Genomic DNA, 20,324 nt, shown 5'->3' with positions numbered 1-20,324 from the left:
TGGCTACGGCGCGCGCCGCGTCGGCGAGGCGCTCGGCCATGCCGGGCTGGCCGAGGAACTGCGGGAGGAAGTGCGCCCCGACGAAGCGGCCGAGCGGAGCGCCGCGTTGGTGCTGGCACGGCGGCGGCGTCTGGGTCCGTTCGCATCCGAGCTTCCGGATCGGCCGTTGCGGGAGAAGCACATCGCGGCAATGCTGCGGGCCGGGCACAGATTGGATATCGCGCGCCGGATCGTGGAAGCCGACGATGTCGACGCGGCGGAGCAATGGGCACAATCGGCCGAAGGAGATTTCTGAATGCGTACGATGACGATGGCCGTGCTGTTCGTGCCGGCCATGCTGGCGGGATGTTCTCCCGATGGCGCTGACGCGGTTGCTCAAGCGGATCGGGCCGCAGTGTCAGAGGCAGTGTCCGAGGTCGCCGTTTCGAGCCATTCCGTTTCCGGCCTTCCCGTCGTCCCGCTGACTGTCGAATCGCGAGGCAAGTCGCACAATTTCGCCGTGGAAGTGGCCAGCACCGAAGCGGAGCAGGCCAAGGGGCTGATGTTCCGTACCGAAATGGCGGCGAACGAAGGCATGATCTTCCCGAGGAAGGCGCCTGCTCCGGCCGCGTTCTGGATGCGTAACACGGTGATCCCGCTAGACATCATCTTCATCGGCCCGGACCGGCGGATCCTGAATATCGGCGCGAATGCTCGCCCTTATGATGAAACGCCGGTGCCTTCCACGGGCCCGGTTGTCGCCATTCTCGAGCTTAATGGCGGCCGGGCCGCGGAACTCGGACTCGCGCCGGGCGACAAGGTCTCGTGGAAAGAACCCGGGAATCGCATGTAGCCCTTGGCATCCCCGACGAACGGCGCTAACGCGCGGCTCATGGGAATCCTGTCCAAGATCTTCACCTGGTGGGACGGCGCCACCATTGGCACCTCGCTCTGGAGTTCGCGTAACGGCGAACACGTCGGCACCGACGCGCAGGGCAACAAGTACTATCGCTCGAAGTCCGCCAAGCAGCGCACGACCGAGGGATGGGACCGTCGCTGGGTCATCTACGCCGGCGCCAACGACGCCAGCAACGTGCCCTCCGAATGGCATGGCTGGCTGCACCACTCCTATGACGAAGTGCCGGAAAGCCATCTGGCGGCGCCCCGCATCTGGGAAGTGGACTATACGCCCAACGCTACCGGCACCGTCACGGCCTATCGCCCGCAAGGCGCGCTCGAGCGCGGCGGCAAGCGTGCCGCCGCTACCGGCGACTACGAGGCCTGGTCCCCGGAAGCCTGAGGGGCAGCGTTCGTGAAGCTTGCCCTTTTCGGACGTAGCGCCGCTTTCGCGCCGCTCCTGGCGATCTCGCTCCTGGCCGGCTGCGGCAAGGGTGAGCCTGCGCCCGAAGTGCAGGACACCAGCGTTCCCGACGCGATCGCCGGTATGCAGGCCGGTCCTGCCCAGGCCGCCAAGGGGCAGCAGATCGGCACGCCCAACAAGGACCGCGTGGTCACTCTGGGCGTCCTCAACAAGCGCAACAACCTTACCCAGGATCTGGTGATGAAGCCGGGCGAGGCGCGCCGCATCGGCAACCTCGTGGTCAAGGTCGCCACTTGCGAGAAATCGCTCCCCTGGGAGCAGCCGCAGGAAGAGGGCGCGTTCGTTCAGGTCTTCGTCGAGGAACGCCGCAGCGCGGCCGAAAAGCTGGGCTGGCGCAAGGTATTTTCGGGCTGGCTGTTCAGGAATTCGCCAGCGCTGAACGTGGTCGAGCACCCGATCTATGATGTTTGGGTCAAGAACTGCGCGATGAGCTTCCCGGGCGAGGAGGCCTTGCCTTCTTCAGCGAAGAGCGCGGCGAAGGCTTCGGGCAATGCCAGTGCGGCGCCTGCCGCTCCGGCGCCGACGGCAACGCCATCCCCGGTTCCGGCTCCGGCTCCAACCCCCGCTGCTTCTTCCGAGCCCGCTCCCGCCGACTGAGCCCGTTGCAAGAGCGCCAGATAGCGCTTCTGCGGCATTTCCACGGCGCCCAGGGAGGCGAGGTGCGGGGTCATGAACTGGCAATCGAGCAAGGTCACCCCGCCTCGCCGTAGCGCTGCCACCAGATAGGCCAGCGCGACCTTCGACGAATCGGTCGCCCGCGAGAACATGCTCTCGCCGCAGAATACCCTTTCGAAGCCGACTCCATACAGCCCGCCGACCAGTTCGCGATGTCCGTCCGCTTCGTCGCGCCAGACTTCGAGCGAGTGCGCGTGGCCGAGAAAGTGGAGGTTCTCGTAGCTGGCCTGGATGCGATGGCTGATCCAGCTTCCGCTCTCGTCGCCGTTTCCCGTCCCCTCGTCGGCATCGCGACCGGTGGGGCGGGGGGCGGCGCAGGCTTCCATGACGTCGGCAAAGGCGGCGTTGCAAGTCACCGTATATCGCTCCCGCCGCAATGTCCTTGCCAGCGAATGCGACAGGTGGAAGCCGTCGAGCGGAAGAATCGCCCGCAGCCGAGGTTCGATCCAGAAGATCTCCGGATCGTCCCGGCTGTCCGCCATCGGAAAGATTCCGCTGCGGTAGGCCAGCATGAGCAGGTCGGGCTCGATCATCGAAGGGGTGCGGGGCGCGTGCATGATGCTGCCGTGAAATCCTGATCCGAAGTGCGAGGCGTGCCGGCACGGCCGGCGCTCAAGACCTTCGTACGGTTTCCCGAAAGCCTTGCGAATTCGGCTATAACCTGTCGCTTCAGGCCGGTAAAATGCAAGGGCGGCAAATAACTTGTCATCGCGGCCCGTAACCCTCTTGTAATCCTCTTCGTCTCCTTCTAGAGGCTCCCTCGCCCGCAGGAGTGTAGCTCAGTTGGTAGAGCATCGGTCTCCAAAACCGAGGGCCCACGGTTCGAGTCCGTGCACTCCTGCCAGCATTTCCTGAAACGCCCGCTGCCGATTTGATCGGAAGCGGGCGTTTCGCGTTCCGTGCTGCAATTGCGATAAACGGAGAAGCACGGTACCGTGCTTCCCTTGTCATTCGCGGCATTGGGCTTAGAGAGCCGCGTTTGGCGAATCGGGCATCCACGCGACCCTGGTCGACGGCCCGGACCAGAAACGTTCGGGGCTTTCTCGAGAAAGAAACAGGCGCTGATGCACGGAACCGCGCGACCGCAGGCGGAACAGATCGAACTGAGCAACGGCAGATGGCGCGCCCTGTGGCAGCGCCTGGCCTTGTTGTTGGGGCAGGACAAGGCGCTGGTGCTGGGCGTGGTGCTTTCGGCCATCGCCGCCTTGCCCGCGCTGGTCGCCTGGGCGCCGCAGATGACGGATTACCCCTCGCATCTGGCGGGATACAAGGTCGCGCTCGATCACGGTGCCGATCCCTATCTGACGCGCTATTTCGTGTTCAACTGGGAATGGACCGGCAATCTCGGCGTGGAACTGCTGATGGTGCCGATGGCACCGATCTTCGGGCTGGAGCAGGCGGGCCGAATCATCGTGGCGATGATTCCCTTCCTCACCGGCCTGTCGATCGTGGCCGCCTGCCGTTCTTTGGGCCGCAAGCTGGGCGCGGGGCCGATTCTCGCCTTCGCGATGATCTGGTCGCCCTCTCTCTTGATGGGCTTCCTCAATTACGCCCTCTCGATCGCTCTGGGGTTATTCACCTTCGCTCTCTGGGTGAAACTGGAGGACAGGCCCTGGCGCTGGGCGGCGATGGTGCCGATCAGCTTCGTGGTCTGGCTCTGCCACGTCTCGGGCTGGGGCGTGATGGGCGTGATGCTGTTCGGTTACGAATGGAGCCGTCGCCGCAGCTGGCTCGACTGGCGCCCCTTCGTGAAGCCGTGGCCGCTGATCTTCCCGCTTCTGCCGATGCTGGTGGGCATGGGCGCCAACTCGAAGGTTTCGTACGGGCGCTACGTGCTCGAATACAAGTGGGGCATCCTCTACAAGGCGATGCGCAGCTTCGATTTCTATTTCGACATCATCAGCCTGGATCTGGTGCTGCTGGCTTTGGGCTGGGCCTTGCTGCGCAAGCGGATCGACGGGCGTTTCGGCTGGGCGGCGCTGATCCTGCTGGTGCTGACGCTGATCGTCCCGCGCCAGATCTTCGGCGGCGACTATGCCGACTACCGCCTGAGCACGACCGCGCTGATGGTCGCCTGCCTGGCGATAGACCTGCCGATCCGGCGCTGGATGGTGGTGGCGGCGGCCTCGCTGTTTATCTCGCGCACCGCAGTGACGACGGTGGTCTGGTATCAGGACGCGCAGACCGCGCGGCAGTTGATCGCCGCGCTGGACCAGGTGCCGGAAGGCGCGCGCGTGGCTACGGCAGTGGCGATCCCGCGGATCCAGTGGCGCTTCGGGCCGTTCGAGCATTTTGGCTCTTATGCCGTGGTTCGGCGCAGCGCGATGGAGAATTCGAACTTCGCCTTGCCCGACGTGCACATGCTGTCGATGCGCGATCTGTCCTATCGCTTCGCCGATCCCAGCCAGCGCATCCTCTATTCGCCGCGCCAGCACATCGACCTGCGCAAGTTCGGGCCGGCGCGTCACGCCGAGTATCTCTGGTACATCGGGCGGATCAAGCCGGTGGCATTGCCCGACGGCGCGCGGATTCTCTATTCCAGCGAGAACTCGTTCCTCGCGCGTCTTGCTGATCCGTCGGCGCCGGGCACTTAAATGCCGACCCGTCGGCTCGGGGGCACTTAAAAGCGCTCTCGGCAGACCTTGCAAATGGAGCGGGCCGAGGCTAAGTCCACGGTTCCTTCCGACATGAGGATCGCATCTGCCCCTCCCGGCCCCGGCCGGGGCGGCGATGATCCCTAGCCGGAAGCCGAGACTTATTTTTCTGCTCAGGCAGCAGGCAAGAGACGCGAGAACGACAGTCATGGCCAAGACCAGTCCCGGCGAATTCATCCGCCAGGTGCGCACGGAAACCTCCAAGATCTACTGGCCTTCGCGCCAGGAGACGGTGACCACGGCGATCTTCGTGGGGATCATGACGGTTTTCCTCGCGGTGTTCTTCCTCGGCATCGATGCGCTGTTCGGCTGGGTCGTCAGCTCGATCCTGTCGCTGCTGTGATCGCCTGAACTAGCTTACGAAGAGAGATCCATGGCCCGCTGGTACATCATCCACGCCTATTCCGGTTTCGAGAACAAGGTGAAGGAATCCATCCTCTCGGAAGCCGAGCGGATGGGCCTTTCGCAGCTCGTCGAGGACGTTCAGGTTCCGCACGAGACCATTACAGAGGTCAAGCGCGGCAAGAAGGTCCAGACTGAGCGCAAGACCATGCCCGGTTACGTGCTCGCGAAGCTTGCGCTGAACGACGACGTCTATCACCTCGTCAAGAACACCCCGAAGGTCACCGGCTTCCTGGGCTCCAGCGGCAAGCCGCAGGCGATCAGCGAGAGCGAGGCAGCCCGCTACTTCGGCGCCGCCGAAGCCGCCGCCGCCGCTCCGCGCAAGACCGTGAGCATCGATTACGAGATCGGCGATTCGGTGAAGGTGCTCGACGGCCCGTTCGCCAGCTTCAACGGCCTCGTCGAGGAACTCGATTTCGACAAGAACAAGGTCAAGGTCGCCGTCTCGATCTTCGGCCGCGCGACGCCGGTCGAACTCGACTTCGAGCACGTCGAACTCAGCAAGTGATCGAAAGGCCGGGCAATTGCCCGGCCTTTTTCGTTTTACCCCTGCGGACCGTATAATGTGAAGCGAACGCGAGCGCGTTCGACGAAGCCAAGCCTCCGGTAGAGTCCCAGCGCCGTTTCGTTGTCGGCATAGCTGTGGAGCAGGGGGCATCGACCGGTCGCGAGGATCGCCCCGGCCACGCGCCGCGAGAGCAGGGCGGCATAGCCCTTGCCGCGTCCTTCGGGATGGGTGCAGACCCCGCTGACTTCCACATGGCTCGCAGTGTGCACCCGCTGGCCGGCCATGGCCACCAGGCGATCGTTCTCGCGCACGCCCCAGAACTGGCCGAGGTCGCCGGTCCGTTCCGCAAAGGGGCCTGTTTCGGTGAGCAACGCGAGTTCCAGCATTTCCGGATAATCGCTCTCTCCGAGCGGGGTGATGCGGGGATCATGGGCGGCGCGCTCGATCTCTTCCAGAGCGGCTGGGGCGCCGCTGAAGATCATCTGCACGCCGTCCGCGCCGCGCAGGACTTCCGTGCCGGGAACGGCAATATCCTCGCTCACGCCGACGAGTCCGAGCGCCGCCAGGCCGGTCGTCTGGACCAGTTCTCCAGACATGCCGAGGCTTTCGGCTGAAAGATCGCGGAGGCCGGCCAGCGGGCCGATCGAGGGATGGAAGCGTCGTGCACGGTCGTTGCCGACGGAGAAGGCGGCTTGCTCTCCGCAAAGCGCGTTCCAGAAGAGATTGTCGAGTTCGTTGTCTGCCATATCCCCCGCGCTATGGGCTCGCGCTCTCGTCGAGGGAAGGACGAATCCAGCCCTTTCCTTTTGGATCGATCTGGGTTAGGGGCGCGCACTTCGTAACCGGCTTCGTGCCGGTGCGATTCCCTGCGGGAGGATGCCCAGGCGTCCGTAAGACCGCTAAACATGAGCATCTGCCCGGCAGGTGCGAAAGTGTGAAAGGAGCGGCCACATGGCCAAGAAGATCGAAGGTTACATCAAGTTGCAGGTCAAGGCCGGCAGCGCTACGCCGTCCCCGCCAATCGGCCCTGCGCTGGGTCAGCGCGGCGTGAACATCATGGAATTCTGCAAGGCGTTCAATGCCGCCACGCAGGAGCTCGAAAAGGGCATGCCGATCCCCACCATCATCACGGTGTATGCGGATCGCAGCTTCACGTTCGTCACCAAGACCCCCCCGGCGACCTTCCTCATCAAGAAGGCCGTGAACCTGAAGTCGGGCTCGAAGGAGCCGGGCAAGATCAGCGCCGGTACCGTCAAGCGCTCGCAGCTTGCCGAAATCGCGCAGGTCAAGATGGCCGACCTCAATGCCAACGACATTGATGCCGCCACCAAGATCATCGAAGGTTCGGCCCGCGCGATGGGCCTCGAAGTGGTGGAGGGCTGATTCCATGGTTAAGGTAACCAAGAAGCAGAAGTCGCTGACCGAAAAGCTCGGCGAAAACATGAAGCTCTACCCGGTCGCTGACGCGCTGCAGACCCTGCGCGACGTCAAGACCACCAAGTTCGACGAAACCGTCGAAGTCGCGATGAACCTGGGCGTCGACCCGCGTCACGCCGACCAGATGGTCCGTGGCATGGTCTCGCTTCCCGCCGGTACCGGCAAGACCGTTCGCGTCGCCGTGTTCGCCAAGGGCGACAAGGCTGCCGAAGCTCTCGCCGCCGGCGCCGACAAGGTCGGTGCGGAAGACCTCATGGACGACATGCAGGCCGGCAACCTCGACTACGACCGCGTCATCGCCACCCCGGACATGATGGGCGTCGTCGGCCGTCTCGGTAAGCTGCTGGGTCCGAAGGGCCTGATGCCGAACCCGAAGCTGGGCACCGTGACCCCGAACGTCACGCAGGCCGTGAAGGACGCCAAGGGCGGCCAGATCGAGTTCCGCGTCGAAAAGCAGGGCATCATCCACGCCGGCATCGGCAAGATGTCGTTCTCGGACGCCGACCTGCTGACCAACTTCAACGCGTTCGTCGATGCGATCGTCAAGGCCAAGCCCTCGGGCTCGAAGGGCAAGTACGTTCGCAAGATCTCGCTGTCGTCGTCGATGGGCCCCGGCCTGAAGATCGACACGACCGAAATCGCCGGCGCCTGATTGGCACCTGATCCTTAGGGATTACGCGAAACGGTTAGAAGGGCCGGGGGGAAACCTCCGGCCCTTTTTCGTTGTGGCGATCCCTGGCCGCGCGCCTTCGCCTTGCGCCCGATCGCCGGCGGGTGTATTTCGTGCTGAACAACTGTTCAAAACGATAAAGCTGGAGAGTGTGCCGCCATGGCCATCCGATTCGAGGACATCAAGGAACACATCGGTTCACGCGTCGTATGGGACGACCGTTCGGACATCTTCACGCCCGAGGCAGCGCGCGCGATCCGGGCCAAGGTGGAAGAGCGCACCGTGGTCGTCTTCCCCGAGCTGAATCTTACCGATGCCGAACAGCTGGCGATCACCGGCGCCATGGGCGAGAAGGTGCGCCTGACTGCGCGGAACAACGTCCAGAGCAATGACGAGGACGTCTATCAGGTAACCTTGGACGAGAAGATCAATCCGCAGCCGGAATATGTGCTGGGCACGTTCTTCTGGCATATGGACGGCATCACCGTGGACATGCCGCCGCCTTTCGCGACGCTGCTTTCTTGCCGCATTGCGCCAGCCATTGGCGGCGAAACCGAATTCGCCAGCACATATGCCGCTTATGATGGCCTTCCCGACGAGGAAAAGCAGGCGCTTGAGGGGCTGAAAGCCGTGCATTCGGTGCGTGCCAGCCTTTCGCCGATCGCGGACGCCATTCCCGAAAAGCATCGCGAGCGCGTGCTGGGGATCGGTCTGGTCAAGGAGCATCCGCTGGTCTGGACGCACGATTCGGGCCGCAAATCGCTGGTGATCGGAACCACGGCCGATCACATCGTCGGCATGGAAGTTCCGGCAGGGCGCGCGATGTTGATCCGGTTGCAGGAATGGGCTGCGCAACCGGCGTTTTCCTTGCGGCACAAGTGGACCAAGGGCGATTTCGTGATCTGGGACAACACCGGCGCGATGCACCGGGCGGTTCCCTATGACAAGTCGACCGGGCGCATGATGCATCGCACCTCGATTGCCGGGACGGAGACAGTGGCGGCCTGACGAGAACCCTCGTCCCCCGGCGCACGTCAGGGGGCGAGGTTGGCTGCCGTGTAGCACTCGACAAGATACGCCAGTGGACGTCCATCAGGCAGCATGAGCATGGCTCTGTGCGTGGAAATGGTCTCCAGGGGGCAGTTGAAGGCCGGTCCCGGCACGGTGGACAGGGTGCGGCGCCGAAACTTGACGTCTGCGACCGCCTTGCCGAACGGGATATCCGTCGTTCGCAGTTGCTCGTTCATTTGCGGCGTCAGCCTTTGCGGCACATACCAGTTCCACGCCACCGACAGCACCCTGGCGCCACAACTCAGGTGCACGTTGCGCATAACGATCCGCTCGTCCGGCGTCAGCTTCAGCGCCTCTTCTATTTCCGCAGCTGGCGCCTGCTCCTGACCTTCGACAAGCTTTGCGGCAATGCGCGGAGAGGCTGCGAGACCGCGTGATCTGCACCATTCCTCAAGCGCCAGCGTAGCGCTGTCGTGACGGCCAAGCACGGCCTCGAACGCGTCGAGAGTCGGCGGTGCCGGGCTCGTGGCGGAGATGGGGGAGCCCATCATCGCGAACACAGCGGCAATTCGGAGGGGAAGCGCATTGAGAGGCAATGCGTCAAATGCCGCCGGGCACCGCCGGACGGCCCATGGCCTCCAGCCCAAGCACGAGAGCCCGCGTACAGGCTGCGAGATCCCCCGCGCTGACGGACCTGATTACGAAATTGGCACCGGTTTTGCCTTCCGCCCAGAACGGGTAGGAGCCTATCTGGCAGGTTTCGTGCGCCTTTTCTGTCTGGCGCAGCAGCTCGGACACTTCGCTTTCGCCGACCCAGCAGCCGATCGTTTCGGAGAGCAACCGCGCGCCGCCGTCAAGCTGGCCGGACAGCGCATCGAGCATGCCGGCGGTGATGCTGGGCACGCCGGCCATGATGAAAACGTTCCCACAACGGATACCCGGAGCGCCTGTATAGCGATTGGGAATCAGTCCGGCACCTTCAGGCGTACGCGCCATGCGCAAGCGGGCCTCGGTCAGGCCGCCACGCGTCTCGTAATAGGTTTCCAGAATGGCGCGGGCTTCGGGATGGACGATGACCGGTACGCCAAGCGCCTCGGCAATGGCATCCACGGTGATGTCGTCGTGGGTAGGGCCAATCCCGCCCGTCGTGAACAGATAGTCGTTACGGACCCGCAGCGTGTTCACGGCCTCCACGATCGCGGCGGTCTCATCGGCCACCACGCGAACTTCCTTGAGGCGGATGCCTTGAACCTGAAGCCAGGACGCGACTTGCGCGATGTTTTTGTCGTGCGTGCGACCGGAGAGGATCTCGTCACCGATGACGAGGAGGGCGGCGGTGTAGATTCGCGAGGAGTCGGCCATGGCGCATGGCTAGGACAAACGGGACCGTACCGCCAGTCGCGCCTTCAAATGGTTGCCGCGAGGCCATCCTCACGCCAAAAAAAATGGGCCGGTCCGAAGACCAGCCCTTTTGGAAGTTTTTTGGGAGAGGATGCCTGAAAGGCCCGATCCTTATGCTCGCGGAAAGGTTTTGCTGCAAATGCGAAAAACTTTGCTGTAATTGCGTTTCGTGCACCTGATCGCTGGAGCGTTGGAAAACCTCGATTTCACCGGCTTGCCCAACTTTCCGAATTTGCATCCGGTGAGTCTATTCCACCCGACAGATCGGTAACTGCGCATTCGGCGTTCTCGGTCTGGGCGACTGGAATGCGACCGACAAGGAACGTTGCTCTGCCGCTCTCCTCCAATTTTCCAACAAAAAAAGGGCCGGTCCGAAGACCAGCCCATGAAAAGTTTTTGGGAGAGGATGCCTGAAAGGCCTCTTCGATATGCGTCTTTCACCGATTCGCCGCAAATGCGAAAAGATTGGGCAACGTTGCAAGACGCGCAATCGCGTGATTGCCTCTCCGGATTCTGATCAGCCTAAGGTCACGGCGCCATAAAGGTCATGTTCGTCGGCATCCTCAATGAGAACGTCAACGATATCACCCACTTGCAGGTCGCTGCCGGCGCCCCGCAGGAAGACGTTGCCGTCGATTTCGGGAGCGTCGGCCTGCGATCGGCCGGTTGCGCCGATGTCGCCATCCTCATCCGGCTCGCCCACTTCATCAATGATGACCGGCAGGATGCGGCCGACCTTGGCCTGGAGCTTGGCGGCGCTGATCGCAGCGGTCTTCTCCATGATGCGGGCGTAGCGCTCTTCCTTCACCTCTTCCGGCACGGCACCGGGCAGGTCGTTGGCGCTGGCGCCCTCAACCGGCTCGAATCGGAAAGCGCCGACGCGATCGAGTTGCGCTTCGTCCAGCCAGTCGAGCAGATACTGGAAGTCCGCCTCGGTTTCGCCGGGGAAGCCCACCACGAAGCTGGAACGGATAGCGATATCGGGACAGATCTCGCGCCACTTGCGCAGGCGGTCGAGCACCTTCGCCTCATTGGCGGGACGCTTCATCGACTTGAGCACCGAAGGCGCGGCATGCTGGAACGGAATGTCGAGATAGGGCGTGATCAGCCCTTCCGCCATGAGCGGGATCACCGCGTCGACATGGGGATAGGGGTAGACGTAGTGCAGCCGCACCCAAGGCTTGCGGCCCTGCGAATCGCTCAGGCCGCCCAGTTCGCGGGCGAGATCGGTCATGTGGGTGCGGACTTCGTGGTCCTTCCACATGCGGGTCTCGTGCCGCACATCCACGCCGTAGGCCGAAGTGTCCTGGCTGATGACCAGCAGTTCGCGCGTACCGGCCTGGACCAGCTTTTCCGCCTCGCGCAGCACCGCATCGATGCGGCGGCTTGCGAGTTTGCCGCGCAGGCTGGGGATGATGCAGAAGGAGCAAGCGTGGTTGCAGCCTTCCGAGATCTTCAGATAGCCGTAGTGGCGCGGCGTCAGCTTCACGCCTGCCTCGTCGTAGGCCTGCGGGATCAAATCGACATAGGGCGACAGCTCGGGCGGGGCAGCCTCATGGACAGCCTCCACCACGGCTTCGTACTGATGCGCGCCGGTAACGGCCAGCACATCCGGGAAGCGTGCGCGAATCACGTCGGCCTCGTTGCCCATGCAGCCGGTGACGATCACGCGGCCGTTTTCGGCAATGGCTTCACCGATCGCGGCGAGGCTTTCTTCCTTCGCGGAATCGAGGAAACCGCAAGTGTTGACGAGCACGACATCGGCCCCGGCGTAGTCCGGGCTCATCGTATAGCCGTCGGCGCGCAGGCGGGTGAGGATGCGTTCGGAGTCGACAAGCGCCTTGGGGCAGCCGAGGCTGACCATGCCGACCTTGGGCGGAGAGGGGATTTCGATAGCCATAGGGATGGCGCGCCCGATACGCGCATTGCGACCGAGAGTCACGAAAAACGAATCATCTGAAAATGATTCGCATCTATCCGCCTCGCATACCGTTAGCGCCCTTGCACCTTGGGGAAGACCCTGCGCAAGGAAGAACCTGTTGGAAAATGGCCATTTGAATAAGGAGCGTGGAGATGGGTCCGGTGAACTGGCTGGCGGTATTTCTTGCAGCGGCGCTGGCCGTCGTTCTAGGGATCGTCTGGAACGGGCCGCCGTTTCAGGACGGACGCAGCCTTTCGCCCGGCAAGTCCACGCGGGCGAGCAATTACGGCCTCGTCTGCTTCGTGTTCCTGATCAGCTCGGTGATGCTGGGCCACAGTTTCGCGCGGATCGGTGCCGAGACTCTGGCCGTTAAGCCCTGGCTCTATTTCATGCAGACCGGCGGGGTCGCGATCGCCTTCGTGCTGCCCGCGATCTGGCTCACCCATGTGCGCTACCGTGCCGAGCCGATTCGCCGGGTCATGGACTGCCTGTTCTGGCTGGTCGCCTATCTGGCCATGGGCGCGGTGTTCTGGCTGCTAGGCTGATTCCTCGCCGGGCTGGGGCCGGTCTTTCGTGGTCGTCGGCAGAATTTCGACGACGACGTCGCCGGCCTTCAGAACGTTCGCCTCGTCTTCCCAGAAGCCGATCGTCCGTTCGCCGCGGTAGATCCTGAGACCCTTGCCGCCAGTGACGAGCCGGTCGAGCGGGTGGCCGATTTCGGAAAGCTCGACGGGCCGCTCCACCAGCTGGACGCGGCCCGCCACCGAGGCGAGGTCGGAGAAATAGTCCGCCACATGCTGTCCTTCGGCGGAACCGGCCAAGAGGAGCCCGGTGAAGCGGACGGGATTGATGACGTTGTTGGCCCCCGCCTGACGTGCCAGCAATTCGTTGTCATCGGCCCGGATTACGACGGTGATCGGCGTCTTCGGCGCCAGATGCCGGGCGGTCAGCACGATCAGGACCGATGTGTCGTCTCGTCCGGCCGAAACGAGGATCGTGCGCGCTGTGCCCACGCGCACCGCGTTCTGCACCTCGTCGCGGGTGGCATCGCCCTGGAGCACGTTGCAGCCCATCTTCTCGGCCTGGGAAAGGCGCGCCTGCACGGGATCGACGACCACGATGCAGGCCGGATCGGTGCCGCGCTCGACAAGTTCCTTCGCCGCTTCCGAACCGCTGACGCCGAAGCCGAGCACAACGATGTGGTCTTCCAGCCTCTCCTGGATGCGCTTCATGCGCCATGTCTCCCAGCTGCGCTTGATGATGAAGTTGTAGGCGGTGCCCACGAAGATGGTGATGACGGCAAGTCTGATCGGGGTGACCAGCACCGCTTCTATCAGCCGCGCGCGGTCGCTGACCGGGGCGATGTCGCCGAAGCCGGTCGTGGTGATCGAGATCATCGTGAAGTAGACGACATCCAGGAAGCTGACCTGCCCGTCGTGAACGTCGTTGAGGCCCGCGCGGTCGCTCCAGTGGACCATGATGACGATGAAGATCAGCAGGAACGCGCCGCCCAGACGCAGTGCGACGTCGGCCCAGACCGGAACCGCCAGCGCGCGGCGCAGGGGCTTGATTGCGGGGCGGCGGAACAGGTGGTGCGAGGAGCGCCTCTTCGACATGCCCGCCGAGTTAGACCTTGTTTGGAAAACGCCCGCAAGAGCGTTTTCCAAACAGACCCTTATCGCGCCCTGGGCAGGTCGGCGAGCGGATCGACCGGCTTTCCGTCCCGGCGCACTTCGAAGTGCAGTTCGTTGCCCTTGGCGAGGCCGGTATGGCCGACGAGGCCGACGCGCTCCCCGGCGGAAACCTTTGCGCCTTCCTTCACGGTAACGCGGCTGAGGAAAGCGTAGGCCGTGAACCATCCTTCGCCGTGGTCGACCACGACGAGATTGCCGAACTGCTCCTTTTCCATCCCTGCGAAGCGCACCGTGCCCTGCGCGGCGGCGCGGACCATCGTGCCCTCGGCGGCGGTGATGTCGATGCCGTCGTGAGGGTTGGCGCCGGTCTGGAAACCGCGCCGGATGGGGCCGTTCACCGGCCAGGCGAAGCGGGCGGGCTTGCTTGCGGCGGAAGGGGTGGGCGTCGGTGCGGGTGCGTCCACGCGTGTGGCGGGTGGATCGAGCAGCGTCGGGATCAGCAGCGATTGACCGGCCTTGACCGGCGCGCCTTCGTCGAGGCCGTTGGCCAGGGCGATCTGCTCCCAGGGCACCCCATACTTGTAGGAGATCGAGAAGCCCGAATCGCCCGCTTTCACCGTGTGACGGCGGGTGCGGGGGATATGCAGCTTCTGACCCAGGCGCACGGCGTAAGGCGGCTGCAACCCGTTGGCTTCGGCAATGAGTATGCGCGGCACTTTGGCGGCAAGGGCGATACTGCCCAGCGTCTCGCCGGGCTGGACGACGTGGATGCTCTCTTCTTCCGGCGAGTTGGCTTGTTCCGGCGATTTGGCGGCGGCAATGGCGGCCTTCGCGGTCGAGTTGGCAGCGGCGGCGGCTCGTTTCGCCGGAGCGGCGGGATCGATTTCCTTGGCGGGAGCCTTGGTCGGCTTATTCTTGGCTGCCGTTGCATTGGCTCGGGGAATCGTCAGCTTCTGGCCAAGTTTGACCACATAAGGCGGCTTCAGGCCGTTCGCTTTGGCCAGCGCTTCGGGCGAGACTCCCGCGCGGTTGGCGATGCCGTTCAGCGTTTCCCCCGCTTCGACGACATGCGCGGCCTCGCCGCCCGGCGCGGCGGCGAGCGGCATCACGGGCAAGGCAAGCGCCGGCAACGCAAGCGCCGCCAGCAGAAACGGGAACTTTCGCATCATGCCTCGTAGCGGCTCGCGATCTGGGCCAGCGAGGCGTCGTGGGTGAGGTCTAGCTGGAGCGGCGTCACTGCGATGTAGCCCTCGGCAATCGCTTCCAGATCGGTGTTGTGGCCAAGCGTGTGCTCGATCCCGTGGAGGCCGAACCAGAAATAGGGGAAGCCGCGCGGGTCCATGCCTTCGACCACCGAGCCGCGTGCATAGTCGTGAAAGCCCTGCCGGACGACGCGGATGCCCTTCACGTCCGCTCCGGCGAGCGGCGGGAAGTTCACGTTGATCAGCGTGCGCGGCGCGAAAGGTGCGTCGATCAGGGGCTTGAGCACCTTGGCGCCCCATTCCTCGGCGGCGGAGAAGCTGACGTTGTTGCCCAGGCCTTCGCCGGAATAGACCTGGCTGAGCGCGATCGAGCGGATGCCCGCCAGCGCACCTTCCATGGCGGCCGAAACGGTGCCCGAATAGGTCACGTCATCGCCCAGGTTGGCGCCGCGATTGACGCCGGAAAGGATCAGGTCGGGCGGGCCGGGGAGGGCCTTCCTGAGGCCCATCGTCACCGAATCGGTGGGCGTGCCGGTCACCGAGAAGCGCTTGGGCGCATGCTCGCGCATCCGCACCGGACGGGTCAGCGTCAGCGAGTGCCCCGCGCCCGACTGTTCCTCGCTCGGCGCGCAGATCCAGATGTCGTCCGAAAGCTGCGCGGCGATCTTCTCCAGCACGTAGAGGCCGGGGGCGTTGATGCCGTCGTCGTTGGTGAGCAGGATACGCATCAGAAGCAGGGCTCCAGCTTATCGATTCCACCCATCCACGGCTTGAGCGCCTCGGGCACCAGGACCGAGCCGTCTTCCTGCTGGTAGTTCTCCAGCACGGCGACGAGCGTGCGGCCGACGGCGAGGCCCGACCCATTGAGGGTGTGCAGGAACTCGGTCTTCTTCGAACCTTCCGGCTTGAAGCGCGCGTTCATGCGGCGGGCCTGGAAGTCGCCGCAGTTAGAGACCGAGCTGATCTCGCGGTAGGCGTCCTGGCCGGGCAGCCAGACTTCGAGGTCGAAGGTCTTGTTCGCCGTGAAGCCCATGTCGCCCGAGCAGAGCAGCACCTTGCGATAGGGCAGCTCCAGCGCCTGGAGGATCGATTCGGCGGCGGCGACCATCCTTTCGTGCTCGGCTTCCGACTGGTCGGGCCGGCAGACGGTGACGAGTTCGACTTTCTCGAACTGGTGCTGGCGGATGAACCCGCGCGTGTCGCGGCCGGCGGAACCCGCTTCCGAGCGGAAGCAGGGCGTGAGCGCGGTCATGCGCAGGGGCAGGGCCTCCAGGTCGACGATCTCGTCCTGCACCGCGTTGGTGAGCGAGACTTCGGCGGTGGGGATCAGCCAGCGGCCATCGGTGGTCCTGAACAGGTCTTCCGCGAACTTGGGAAGCTGGCCGGTGCCGAACACGGCCTCGTCCTTTACCAGCAGCGGCACGATACATTCCATGTAGCCGTTGGTGGCGGTCTGCGTGTCGAGCATGAACTGCGCGAGCGCGCGGTGCAGGCGGGCCATCTGGCCTTTCAGGAACGTGAAGCGCGCGCCGGAAATCTTCGCGCCGGTCTCGAAATCGAGGCCGAGCGCGGGGCCGAGGTCGGCGTGTTCCTTGGGTTCGAACGCGAAAGTGCCGGGCGTGCCCCACTTGGCGACTTCGAGGTTCTCGGTCTCGTCGGCGCCCTCCGGCACTTCGGCGACCGGAATGTTCGGCAGGCCGGCCAGCAGTGCGTCTAATTCGGACTTCTTCTGAACTGCCAATTCCACGGCAGCGTCACCAATGTCCGCCCTGAGTTTCGCCTTGTGCAAGAGTTCTTCGTAGAGGTCGTTGTTTCCCGCCGCCTTAGCCGCGCCGATCTCTTTAGCGATACCGTTACGTTCAGCCTTTTGGGCCTGGGCCAAACTCTCGTTATGTCGGCGCTGCTCGTCGAGGGCGAGGATGTCAGCGGCCACGGGGAGGGCCCCACGGCGGGCGAGGCCGGCGTCGAATCCTTCGGGATTCTCGCGGATCAGGCGGATATCGTGCATGGCGCGCGCTATGCCGCCTCGGGCGCGGAGGCGCAAGATTCCAGAGGCCGGTTTTGGCTGGCGGAGAGCGGCGATCTTGGGGAAAATATCCGCCGGATGGCCATCCCGGGAAAGGGATGGTGGGCGCGGCAGGGATTGAACCTGCGACCCCACCCGTGTGAAGGACGGGGACGATTTCCGCCAACTAATTCAACACATTCGGAAAATCAAGCCGCTGAAAATCGCGCTGTACGGGCTTTGTACGAAACGGGGTTTTGTACGGGCGGGTTCCGCCTTCTGTCGGAGGGCGCTTTCCATGCATGAGCGTAGGACCCGATCACAGCAAAAGCATGCCGAGCTGATCGACGCGATAGTTGAAATGCACGGCGCTGAAACGAAACAGTTCTGGCCTGCTATCGCCGACCTCGCAGAGAGCGAGGGCTGGTGGGATGCCCCAAGGGGGCAACCCTTCCGGCCAGATGCATTCAAGATCGATCGAACCACTCAGACGATCGAAATCCACGAGGCCGTCATCACGCATCCGCCAAGCGAGAAGACCCTTCTCTCGATGGGCTCTTTGTGGTTCGCGCTGGACAGCGAAGAGTGGGATCTGAAGCTGTTCCTTCACCGGCCGGACGACATTGCCCCGGCAGAGATCAGCCTTTGCCACTGGTATTACCAGCTTCTCGGCCAGGCATCTGCGGAATCGGCATCCCCCGTCTTCGCGATCGATGTTTCGGAGGCGGCGGTATGAGCCGTCTGACCAAAGCTCAGGCGAAAGCCCACGCCCAGGCGGAAGAGCTTCTGCGGCAGGACACGCTATCCCTCGATGATCGCGAATTCGTCATCAATAACTGGATGGAGAGCGCCCGTCATATCAACAGCGCCGCTGCGGCATTCTTCACGCCTCTCGGCCTTGCCTATGACCTCGCAATCGAAACTGGCGGATGCAAGACGCTGATCGATCTCTGCGCCGGGATCGGTGCCCTTTCCTATGCAGCGGTGAGGCACCACACGCTCGAACCTTTCGATCGCGTCGTGTGCGTAGAGATCAACCCGGACTATGCCGCCGTCGGTCGAAAGATCGTGCCTGAAGCAGAGTGGATCGTCGCAAGTGCCGACGCCCTGCCGGACCTCGGTCGCTTTGACATAGCTATCGGCAACCCGCCCTTTGGCACTGTCTGCAAAATCACCGGCCCTCGCTACCGTGGGGAGGCCGATTTGGCAGTCGTCGACATCGCAAGCGATCTCGCTGATTTCGGGGCCTTCATCATTCCGCAGATGAGTTGCCCGTTCGAATACAGCGGGCGCCAAGACTATCTCCGCCGCCAGAGCGACAAGTTCGAGAGGTTCCACAGAGCGACCGGGATCGAACTGACGACCGGATGCGGCATCGATTGCGATTTCTACCGCAAGGAATGGCGCGGTGCTTCGCCAAGTGTGGAGATCGCCTGCGCCGATTTCACGGAACTGCGGGCGCTCCGCCTGCCAGCCCAGCAAGATCTTTTCGGAGAAGCAGCATGACCATGCCTGAGACCACCCAGAGCGATCTTGTCGAGCGGGAGGAAATGCAGGTCAGTGCCCGCGAGCATCCCGGCGTGTCGGAGCACGTCCTGCGCGAGGCGATCAAGCTGGCGCGTGAGCGAGGCGGCCAGACTATCCCCGTGAGCGACTACGACATCCTCCGTGCTCGTGACATGATCGCTGGCGAGCAATCGGAGGTGTCCCGGCTGACGGCGGAACTGCACGCGGCCAAGGAGGAAGCAGCCCGCCTACGCGGCCGATGCGAAGCCATGAGCCGGGCGCTGGAGACAATCCAGGGCGAGGTAGAGCGCACCAACGGCAACCTCGTCCATCTGCGCCGCTGCGTCGGTGTCCAGTGCAAGGCTGGTCTTTCCGCCTACCGTGGGAAGAACGCGTCGTGAACTGGCTACGCATCGTGACGATAGGACTTGTCATCGCTGCCTGCATAATTGGCGCGGGCTCGATATGGCTCTGGGATCAGGCGCCGCGATGGGCCCTCGCATTGAGCGGGGTTCTCGCAATCCCGGTGGTGCTGGCCGGCGCGGCGGCCGCGATCCTGGCCTGGTACTTCATCATCGAGGTCGTCAGGCCGTCGGTGCGCCTCCGCAAGCCGCTTGCCCCGCTGTCCCTCGCTACCCAGCAGGCCTCTCTGTTCGGCCGACGGCGTTACCGCATGCATCCCGTCACGTTCTGGGGCGTGCTCACCTTGGGCAACAGGTTCGCGCTCGGCTTCATGGTGTTCGGCAAGATGCATCACATTTCTTTCAAAGAGGAAAGCGACGCATGACCAGAGAAACCCTGCTCGCGCTGGCTGCGAAGGTCGAGGCTGCGACCGGACTATCCCGTGTCCGACTTGCCGAATTGCTTTACGAGCACGAAGGCTTTGTTGACCGGGGGCAAGACAATGGGCCACCAGATCGCGATGTACCCATATGGATTGAAGCAGAGATCTCCGCAAACAAGCATTCTGGAGACTGCACCAAGCAGCCGTGGTCTTGCATGCGGTGTCATGCGGATGACGCTCTCAAGCAGTGGGATGATCTGATAGCGATGATGGTCCGTGCTGCGTGCCTGGTTGAGGGGGAGGGTAATGGCTAGCTGCCGGTGGCATTACGAGGATGGTATGCGCTTCCTCGTTCCGGGCTGCTGGAACCGGGTCGTGCATGGCGATGCGGCTGATTGCCACTGCGAGGATAGCGAGAACGATGACCTTCGGCGCAAAGTCACCGAGCTTCAGGACCAGATCAACTGGATGAAGCTGCAAATGATGGAGCGGGACAATCCTGCTACGGTCGCCGCTCCCGATTCGTGAGGCTTCCATGACCGACCTTCAACGCCTTCGCCAAGCCACCGAGGATGACGTAGAGCGCGCGCTCAAGGGTGCGAACTTCACGGGGTGGCCCAGCGATGATGCCGCTCTGCTGGAGTTCTTCAACCGCATGCTCGACGTTATCGCGGGCGAAGGCGCCGGCGAGGACGAGTGACCACCGCCGAAGCGCTGGCTATCATCGACCGAGCGGCTGACAGAACATTCGAAGTGCGCGGGGCAAACGATGATATCCGCGCCGCCGTGAAGCACCTTGCCGAGCTCGGGATAGAGCGCGACACCCTCACATGGTTCTGGCGATCGCTGTTCGGTGAAAACCAGATCGGGCGTGATCAGAACGCCAATGCATCGCGGAATCGGATCAAGCATCTGGTGGGGAAGATGCGGAAGGGTTGACCGGCGGCCTACTTCACCTCGGGCCGCGCCGCATTCACCATCGTCTCGCAGTTCTTCTGGATCGCCATAGCATCTTTGGTGCGCCCGTTGGCCTTCTGAAGCTGTCCGTCCATAGCGACGTAGCCCGATGCCCACGGTGCGATAATGGCGGCTGCGACGGCGGAGGTCAGCGGCTTCCCGATCCATTCCGACAGGCCCGGCGCGTTGTCCGGCAC

The 20,324-nt window shown here is 63.6% G+C and carries 27 protein-coding genes, 1 tRNA gene and 2 pseudogenes; 20 read left to right on the top strand and 10 right to left on the bottom strand.

What is annotated here, in order from left to right; translation table 11 throughout:
• The 4 genes and pseudogenes from ACI3K3_RS06800 to ACI3K3_RS06785 form a co-directional block, all read left to right on the top strand.
• Positions 1 to 295, top strand: a pseudogene (locus tag ACI3K3_RS06800) (hypothetical protein); the annotation flags it as partial.
• A 15-nt stretch (positions 296 to 310) separates the two neighbouring features.
• Complete coding sequence (locus ACI3K3_RS06795; RefSeq protein ID WP_404912850.1) at positions 311 to 832, top strand: DUF192 domain-containing protein; 522 nt, start codon at positions 311 to 313, stop codon at positions 830 to 832.
• Between the two features lie 39 nt (positions 833 to 871).
• On the top strand, positions 872 to 1,279 hold the full coding sequence (locus ACI3K3_RS06790) for an NADH:ubiquinone oxidoreductase subunit NDUFA12 (protein WP_313435836.1): 408 nt from the start codon (positions 872 to 874) through the stop codon (positions 1,277 to 1,279).
• Between the two features lie 144 nt (positions 1,280 to 1,423).
• Positions 1,424 to 1,723: pseudogene (locus tag ACI3K3_RS06785) on the top strand (DUF2155 domain-containing protein); the annotation flags it as partial.
• Positions 1,724 to 1,758: 35 nt separating this feature from the next.
• Here ACI3K3_RS06785 and aat read toward each other — a convergent pair.
• A complete protein-coding gene (gene aat, locus ACI3K3_RS06780; RefSeq protein WP_404912849.1) occupies positions 1,759 to 2,592 on the bottom strand; it encodes a leucyl/phenylalanyl-tRNA--protein transferase in 834 nt (277 codons plus the stop codon).
• A gap of 211 nt (positions 2,593 to 2,803) precedes the next feature.
• On the opposite strand from aat, the gene ACI3K3_RS06775 reads away from it, so the two are divergent.
• The 4 genes from ACI3K3_RS06775 to nusG all read left to right on the top strand — a co-directional run bounded on the left by ACI3K3_RS06775 (position 2,804) and on the right by nusG (position 5,599).
• Positions 2,804 to 2,879, top strand: a tRNA-Trp gene (locus tag ACI3K3_RS06775).
• Between the two features lie 220 nt (positions 2,880 to 3,099).
• Entirely contained in the window at positions 3,100 to 4,629 is a 1,530-nt protein-coding gene (locus ACI3K3_RS06770; RefSeq protein WP_404912847.1) for a hypothetical protein, read from the top strand.
• 208 nt (positions 4,630 to 4,837) lie between these two features.
• A complete protein-coding gene (gene secE, locus ACI3K3_RS06765; protein WP_086493495.1) occupies positions 4,838 to 5,032 on the top strand; it encodes a preprotein translocase subunit SecE in 195 nt (64 codons plus the stop codon).
• 30 nt (positions 5,033 to 5,062) lie between these two features.
• Entirely contained in the window at positions 5,063 to 5,599 is a 537-nt protein-coding gene (gene nusG, locus ACI3K3_RS06760; protein ID WP_021232775.1) for a transcription termination/antitermination protein NusG, read from the top strand.
• A 35-nt stretch (positions 5,600 to 5,634) separates the two neighbouring features.
• On the opposite strand, the gene ACI3K3_RS06755 is transcribed toward nusG, so the two are convergent.
• Positions 5,635 to 6,345 carry a GNAT family N-acetyltransferase gene (locus ACI3K3_RS06755; RefSeq protein WP_404912846.1) on the bottom strand — a complete coding sequence of 237 codons (711 nt, stop codon included), beginning with the start codon at positions 6,343 to 6,345 and terminating at the stop codon, positions 5,635 to 5,637.
• Positions 6,346 to 6,550: 205 nt separating this feature from the next.
• Between ACI3K3_RS06755 and rplK the strand changes: the two genes are divergently transcribed.
• The 3 genes from rplK (at position 6,551) to ACI3K3_RS06740 (ending at position 8,714) form a co-directional block, all read left to right on the top strand.
• Entirely contained in the window at positions 6,551 to 6,982 is a 432-nt protein-coding gene (gene rplK, locus ACI3K3_RS06750; protein WP_021232774.1) for a 50S ribosomal protein L11, read from the top strand.
• A gap of 4 nt (positions 6,983 to 6,986) precedes the next feature.
• Positions 6,987 to 7,688 (top strand): 50S ribosomal protein L1, encoded by a 702-nt coding sequence (gene rplA / locus ACI3K3_RS06745; protein WP_313435848.1) that lies wholly within the window; start codon positions 6,987 to 6,989, stop codon positions 7,686 to 7,688.
• Positions 7,689 to 7,865: 177 nt separating this feature from the next.
• On the top strand, positions 7,866 to 8,714 hold the full coding sequence (locus ACI3K3_RS06740) for a TauD/TfdA dioxygenase family protein (RefSeq protein WP_404912844.1): 849 nt from the start codon (positions 7,866 to 7,868) through the stop codon (positions 8,712 to 8,714).
• Positions 8,715 to 8,740: 26 nt separating this feature from the next.
• Here the strand turns inward: ACI3K3_RS06740 and ACI3K3_RS06735 are convergent, their stop codons facing one another.
• The 3 genes from ACI3K3_RS06735 to rimO all read right to left on the bottom strand — a co-directional run bounded on the left by ACI3K3_RS06735 (position 8,741) and on the right by rimO (position 12,018).
• A complete protein-coding gene (locus ACI3K3_RS06735) occupies positions 8,741 to 9,268 on the bottom strand; it encodes a hypothetical protein (protein ID WP_404912843.1) in 528 nt (175 codons plus the stop codon).
• A gap of 49 nt (positions 9,269 to 9,317) precedes the next feature.
• Positions 9,318 to 10,079: a competence/damage-inducible protein A gene (locus ACI3K3_RS06730; protein ID WP_404912842.1), complete on the bottom strand. Its 762-nt coding sequence runs from the start codon at positions 10,077 to 10,079 to the stop codon at positions 9,318 to 9,320.
• A 556-nt stretch (positions 10,080 to 10,635) separates the two neighbouring features.
• Positions 10,636 to 12,018 carry a 30S ribosomal protein S12 methylthiotransferase RimO gene (gene rimO, locus ACI3K3_RS06725; RefSeq protein WP_404912841.1) on the bottom strand — a complete coding sequence of 461 codons (1,383 nt, stop codon included), beginning with the start codon at positions 12,016 to 12,018 and terminating at the stop codon, positions 10,636 to 10,638.
• Between the two features lie 173 nt (positions 12,019 to 12,191).
• Between rimO and ACI3K3_RS06720 the strand changes: the two genes are divergently transcribed.
• Positions 12,192 to 12,584: a DUF1761 domain-containing protein gene (locus tag ACI3K3_RS06720; RefSeq protein WP_404912840.1), complete on the top strand. Its 393-nt coding sequence runs from the start codon at positions 12,192 to 12,194 to the stop codon at positions 12,582 to 12,584.
• Here ACI3K3_RS06720 and ACI3K3_RS06715 read toward each other — a convergent pair.
• The 4 genes from ACI3K3_RS06715 to serS are packed head-to-tail and all read right to left on the bottom strand — an operon-like array spanning position 12,576 to position 16,883.
• A complete protein-coding gene (locus ACI3K3_RS06715) occupies positions 12,576 to 13,655 on the bottom strand; it encodes a potassium channel family protein (RefSeq protein WP_404912839.1) in 1,080 nt (359 codons plus the stop codon). The genes ACI3K3_RS06720 and ACI3K3_RS06715 overlap by 9 nt on opposite strands.
• A gap of 59 nt (positions 13,656 to 13,714) precedes the next feature.
• Complete coding sequence (locus ACI3K3_RS06710; protein WP_404912838.1) at positions 13,715 to 14,842, bottom strand: LysM peptidoglycan-binding domain-containing protein; 1,128 nt, start codon at positions 14,840 to 14,842, stop codon at positions 13,715 to 13,717.
• Entirely contained in the window at positions 14,839 to 15,603 is a 765-nt protein-coding gene (surE, locus tag ACI3K3_RS06705) for a 5'/3'-nucleotidase SurE (protein WP_404912837.1), read from the bottom strand. Before surE ends, ACI3K3_RS06710 begins: the two co-directional genes overlap by 4 nt.
• Complete coding sequence (gene serS / locus ACI3K3_RS06700; protein ID WP_404912836.1) at positions 15,603 to 16,883, bottom strand: serine--tRNA ligase; 1,281 nt, start codon at positions 16,881 to 16,883, stop codon at positions 15,603 to 15,605. The genes surE and serS overlap by 1 nt, the downstream gene beginning before the upstream one ends.
• A 157-nt stretch (positions 16,884 to 17,040) precedes the next feature.
• Here serS and ACI3K3_RS06695 point away from each other — a divergent pair, with 157 nt between their 5' ends.
• Genes ACI3K3_RS06695 through ACI3K3_RS06660 form a run of 8 tightly spaced genes read left to right on the top strand, consistent with a single transcriptional unit; the run spans position 17,041 to position 20,109 of the window.
• Positions 17,041 to 17,616, top strand: a complete 576-nt coding sequence (locus tag ACI3K3_RS06695) for a hypothetical protein (protein WP_404912835.1) — start codon at positions 17,041 to 17,043, stop codon at positions 17,614 to 17,616.
• Positions 17,613 to 18,386 (top strand): hypothetical protein, encoded by a 774-nt coding sequence (locus ACI3K3_RS06690; RefSeq protein WP_404912834.1) that lies wholly within the window; start codon positions 17,613 to 17,615, stop codon positions 18,384 to 18,386. The genes ACI3K3_RS06695 and ACI3K3_RS06690 overlap by 4 nt, the downstream gene beginning before the upstream one ends.
• Positions 18,383 to 18,787, top strand: coding sequence for a hypothetical protein (locus ACI3K3_RS06685; protein ID WP_404912833.1), 405 nt, complete (start codon positions 18,383 to 18,385; stop codon positions 18,785 to 18,787). Before ACI3K3_RS06690 ends, ACI3K3_RS06685 begins: the two co-directional genes overlap by 4 nt.
• Positions 18,784 to 19,173: a hypothetical protein gene (locus tag ACI3K3_RS06680; RefSeq protein ID WP_404912832.1), complete on the top strand. Its 390-nt coding sequence runs from the start codon at positions 18,784 to 18,786 to the stop codon at positions 19,171 to 19,173. Before ACI3K3_RS06685 ends, ACI3K3_RS06680 begins: the two co-directional genes overlap by 4 nt.
• Complete coding sequence (locus ACI3K3_RS06675; protein WP_404912831.1) at positions 19,170 to 19,484, top strand: hypothetical protein; 315 nt, start codon at positions 19,170 to 19,172, stop codon at positions 19,482 to 19,484. The genes ACI3K3_RS06680 and ACI3K3_RS06675 overlap by 4 nt, the downstream gene beginning before the upstream one ends.
• Entirely contained in the window at positions 19,477 to 19,698 is a 222-nt protein-coding gene (locus ACI3K3_RS06670; RefSeq protein ID WP_404912830.1) for a hypothetical protein, read from the top strand. Before ACI3K3_RS06675 ends, ACI3K3_RS06670 begins: the two co-directional genes overlap by 8 nt.
• Before the next feature lie 7 nt (positions 19,699 to 19,705).
• Positions 19,706 to 19,870: a hypothetical protein gene (locus ACI3K3_RS06665; protein WP_404912829.1), complete on the top strand. Its 165-nt coding sequence runs from the start codon at positions 19,706 to 19,708 to the stop codon at positions 19,868 to 19,870.
• A complete protein-coding gene (locus ACI3K3_RS06660; RefSeq protein WP_404912828.1) occupies positions 19,867 to 20,109 on the top strand; it encodes a hypothetical protein in 243 nt (80 codons plus the stop codon). The genes ACI3K3_RS06665 and ACI3K3_RS06660 overlap by 4 nt, the downstream gene beginning before the upstream one ends.
• A gap of 8 nt (positions 20,110 to 20,117) precedes the next feature.
• Here ACI3K3_RS06660 and ACI3K3_RS06655 read toward each other — a convergent pair whose 3' ends face one another.
• On the bottom strand, positions 20,118 to 20,324 hold the full coding sequence (locus tag ACI3K3_RS06655) for a hypothetical protein (RefSeq protein ID WP_404912827.1): 207 nt from the start codon (positions 20,322 to 20,324) through the stop codon (positions 20,118 to 20,120).

Source organism: Novosphingobium sp. ZW T3_23 (assembly GCF_044987305.1).
Classification (GTDB): Bacteria; Pseudomonadota; Alphaproteobacteria; order Sphingomonadales; family Sphingomonadaceae; genus Novosphingobium.
This window is presented reverse-complemented; position numbering and strand designations above follow the sequence as displayed.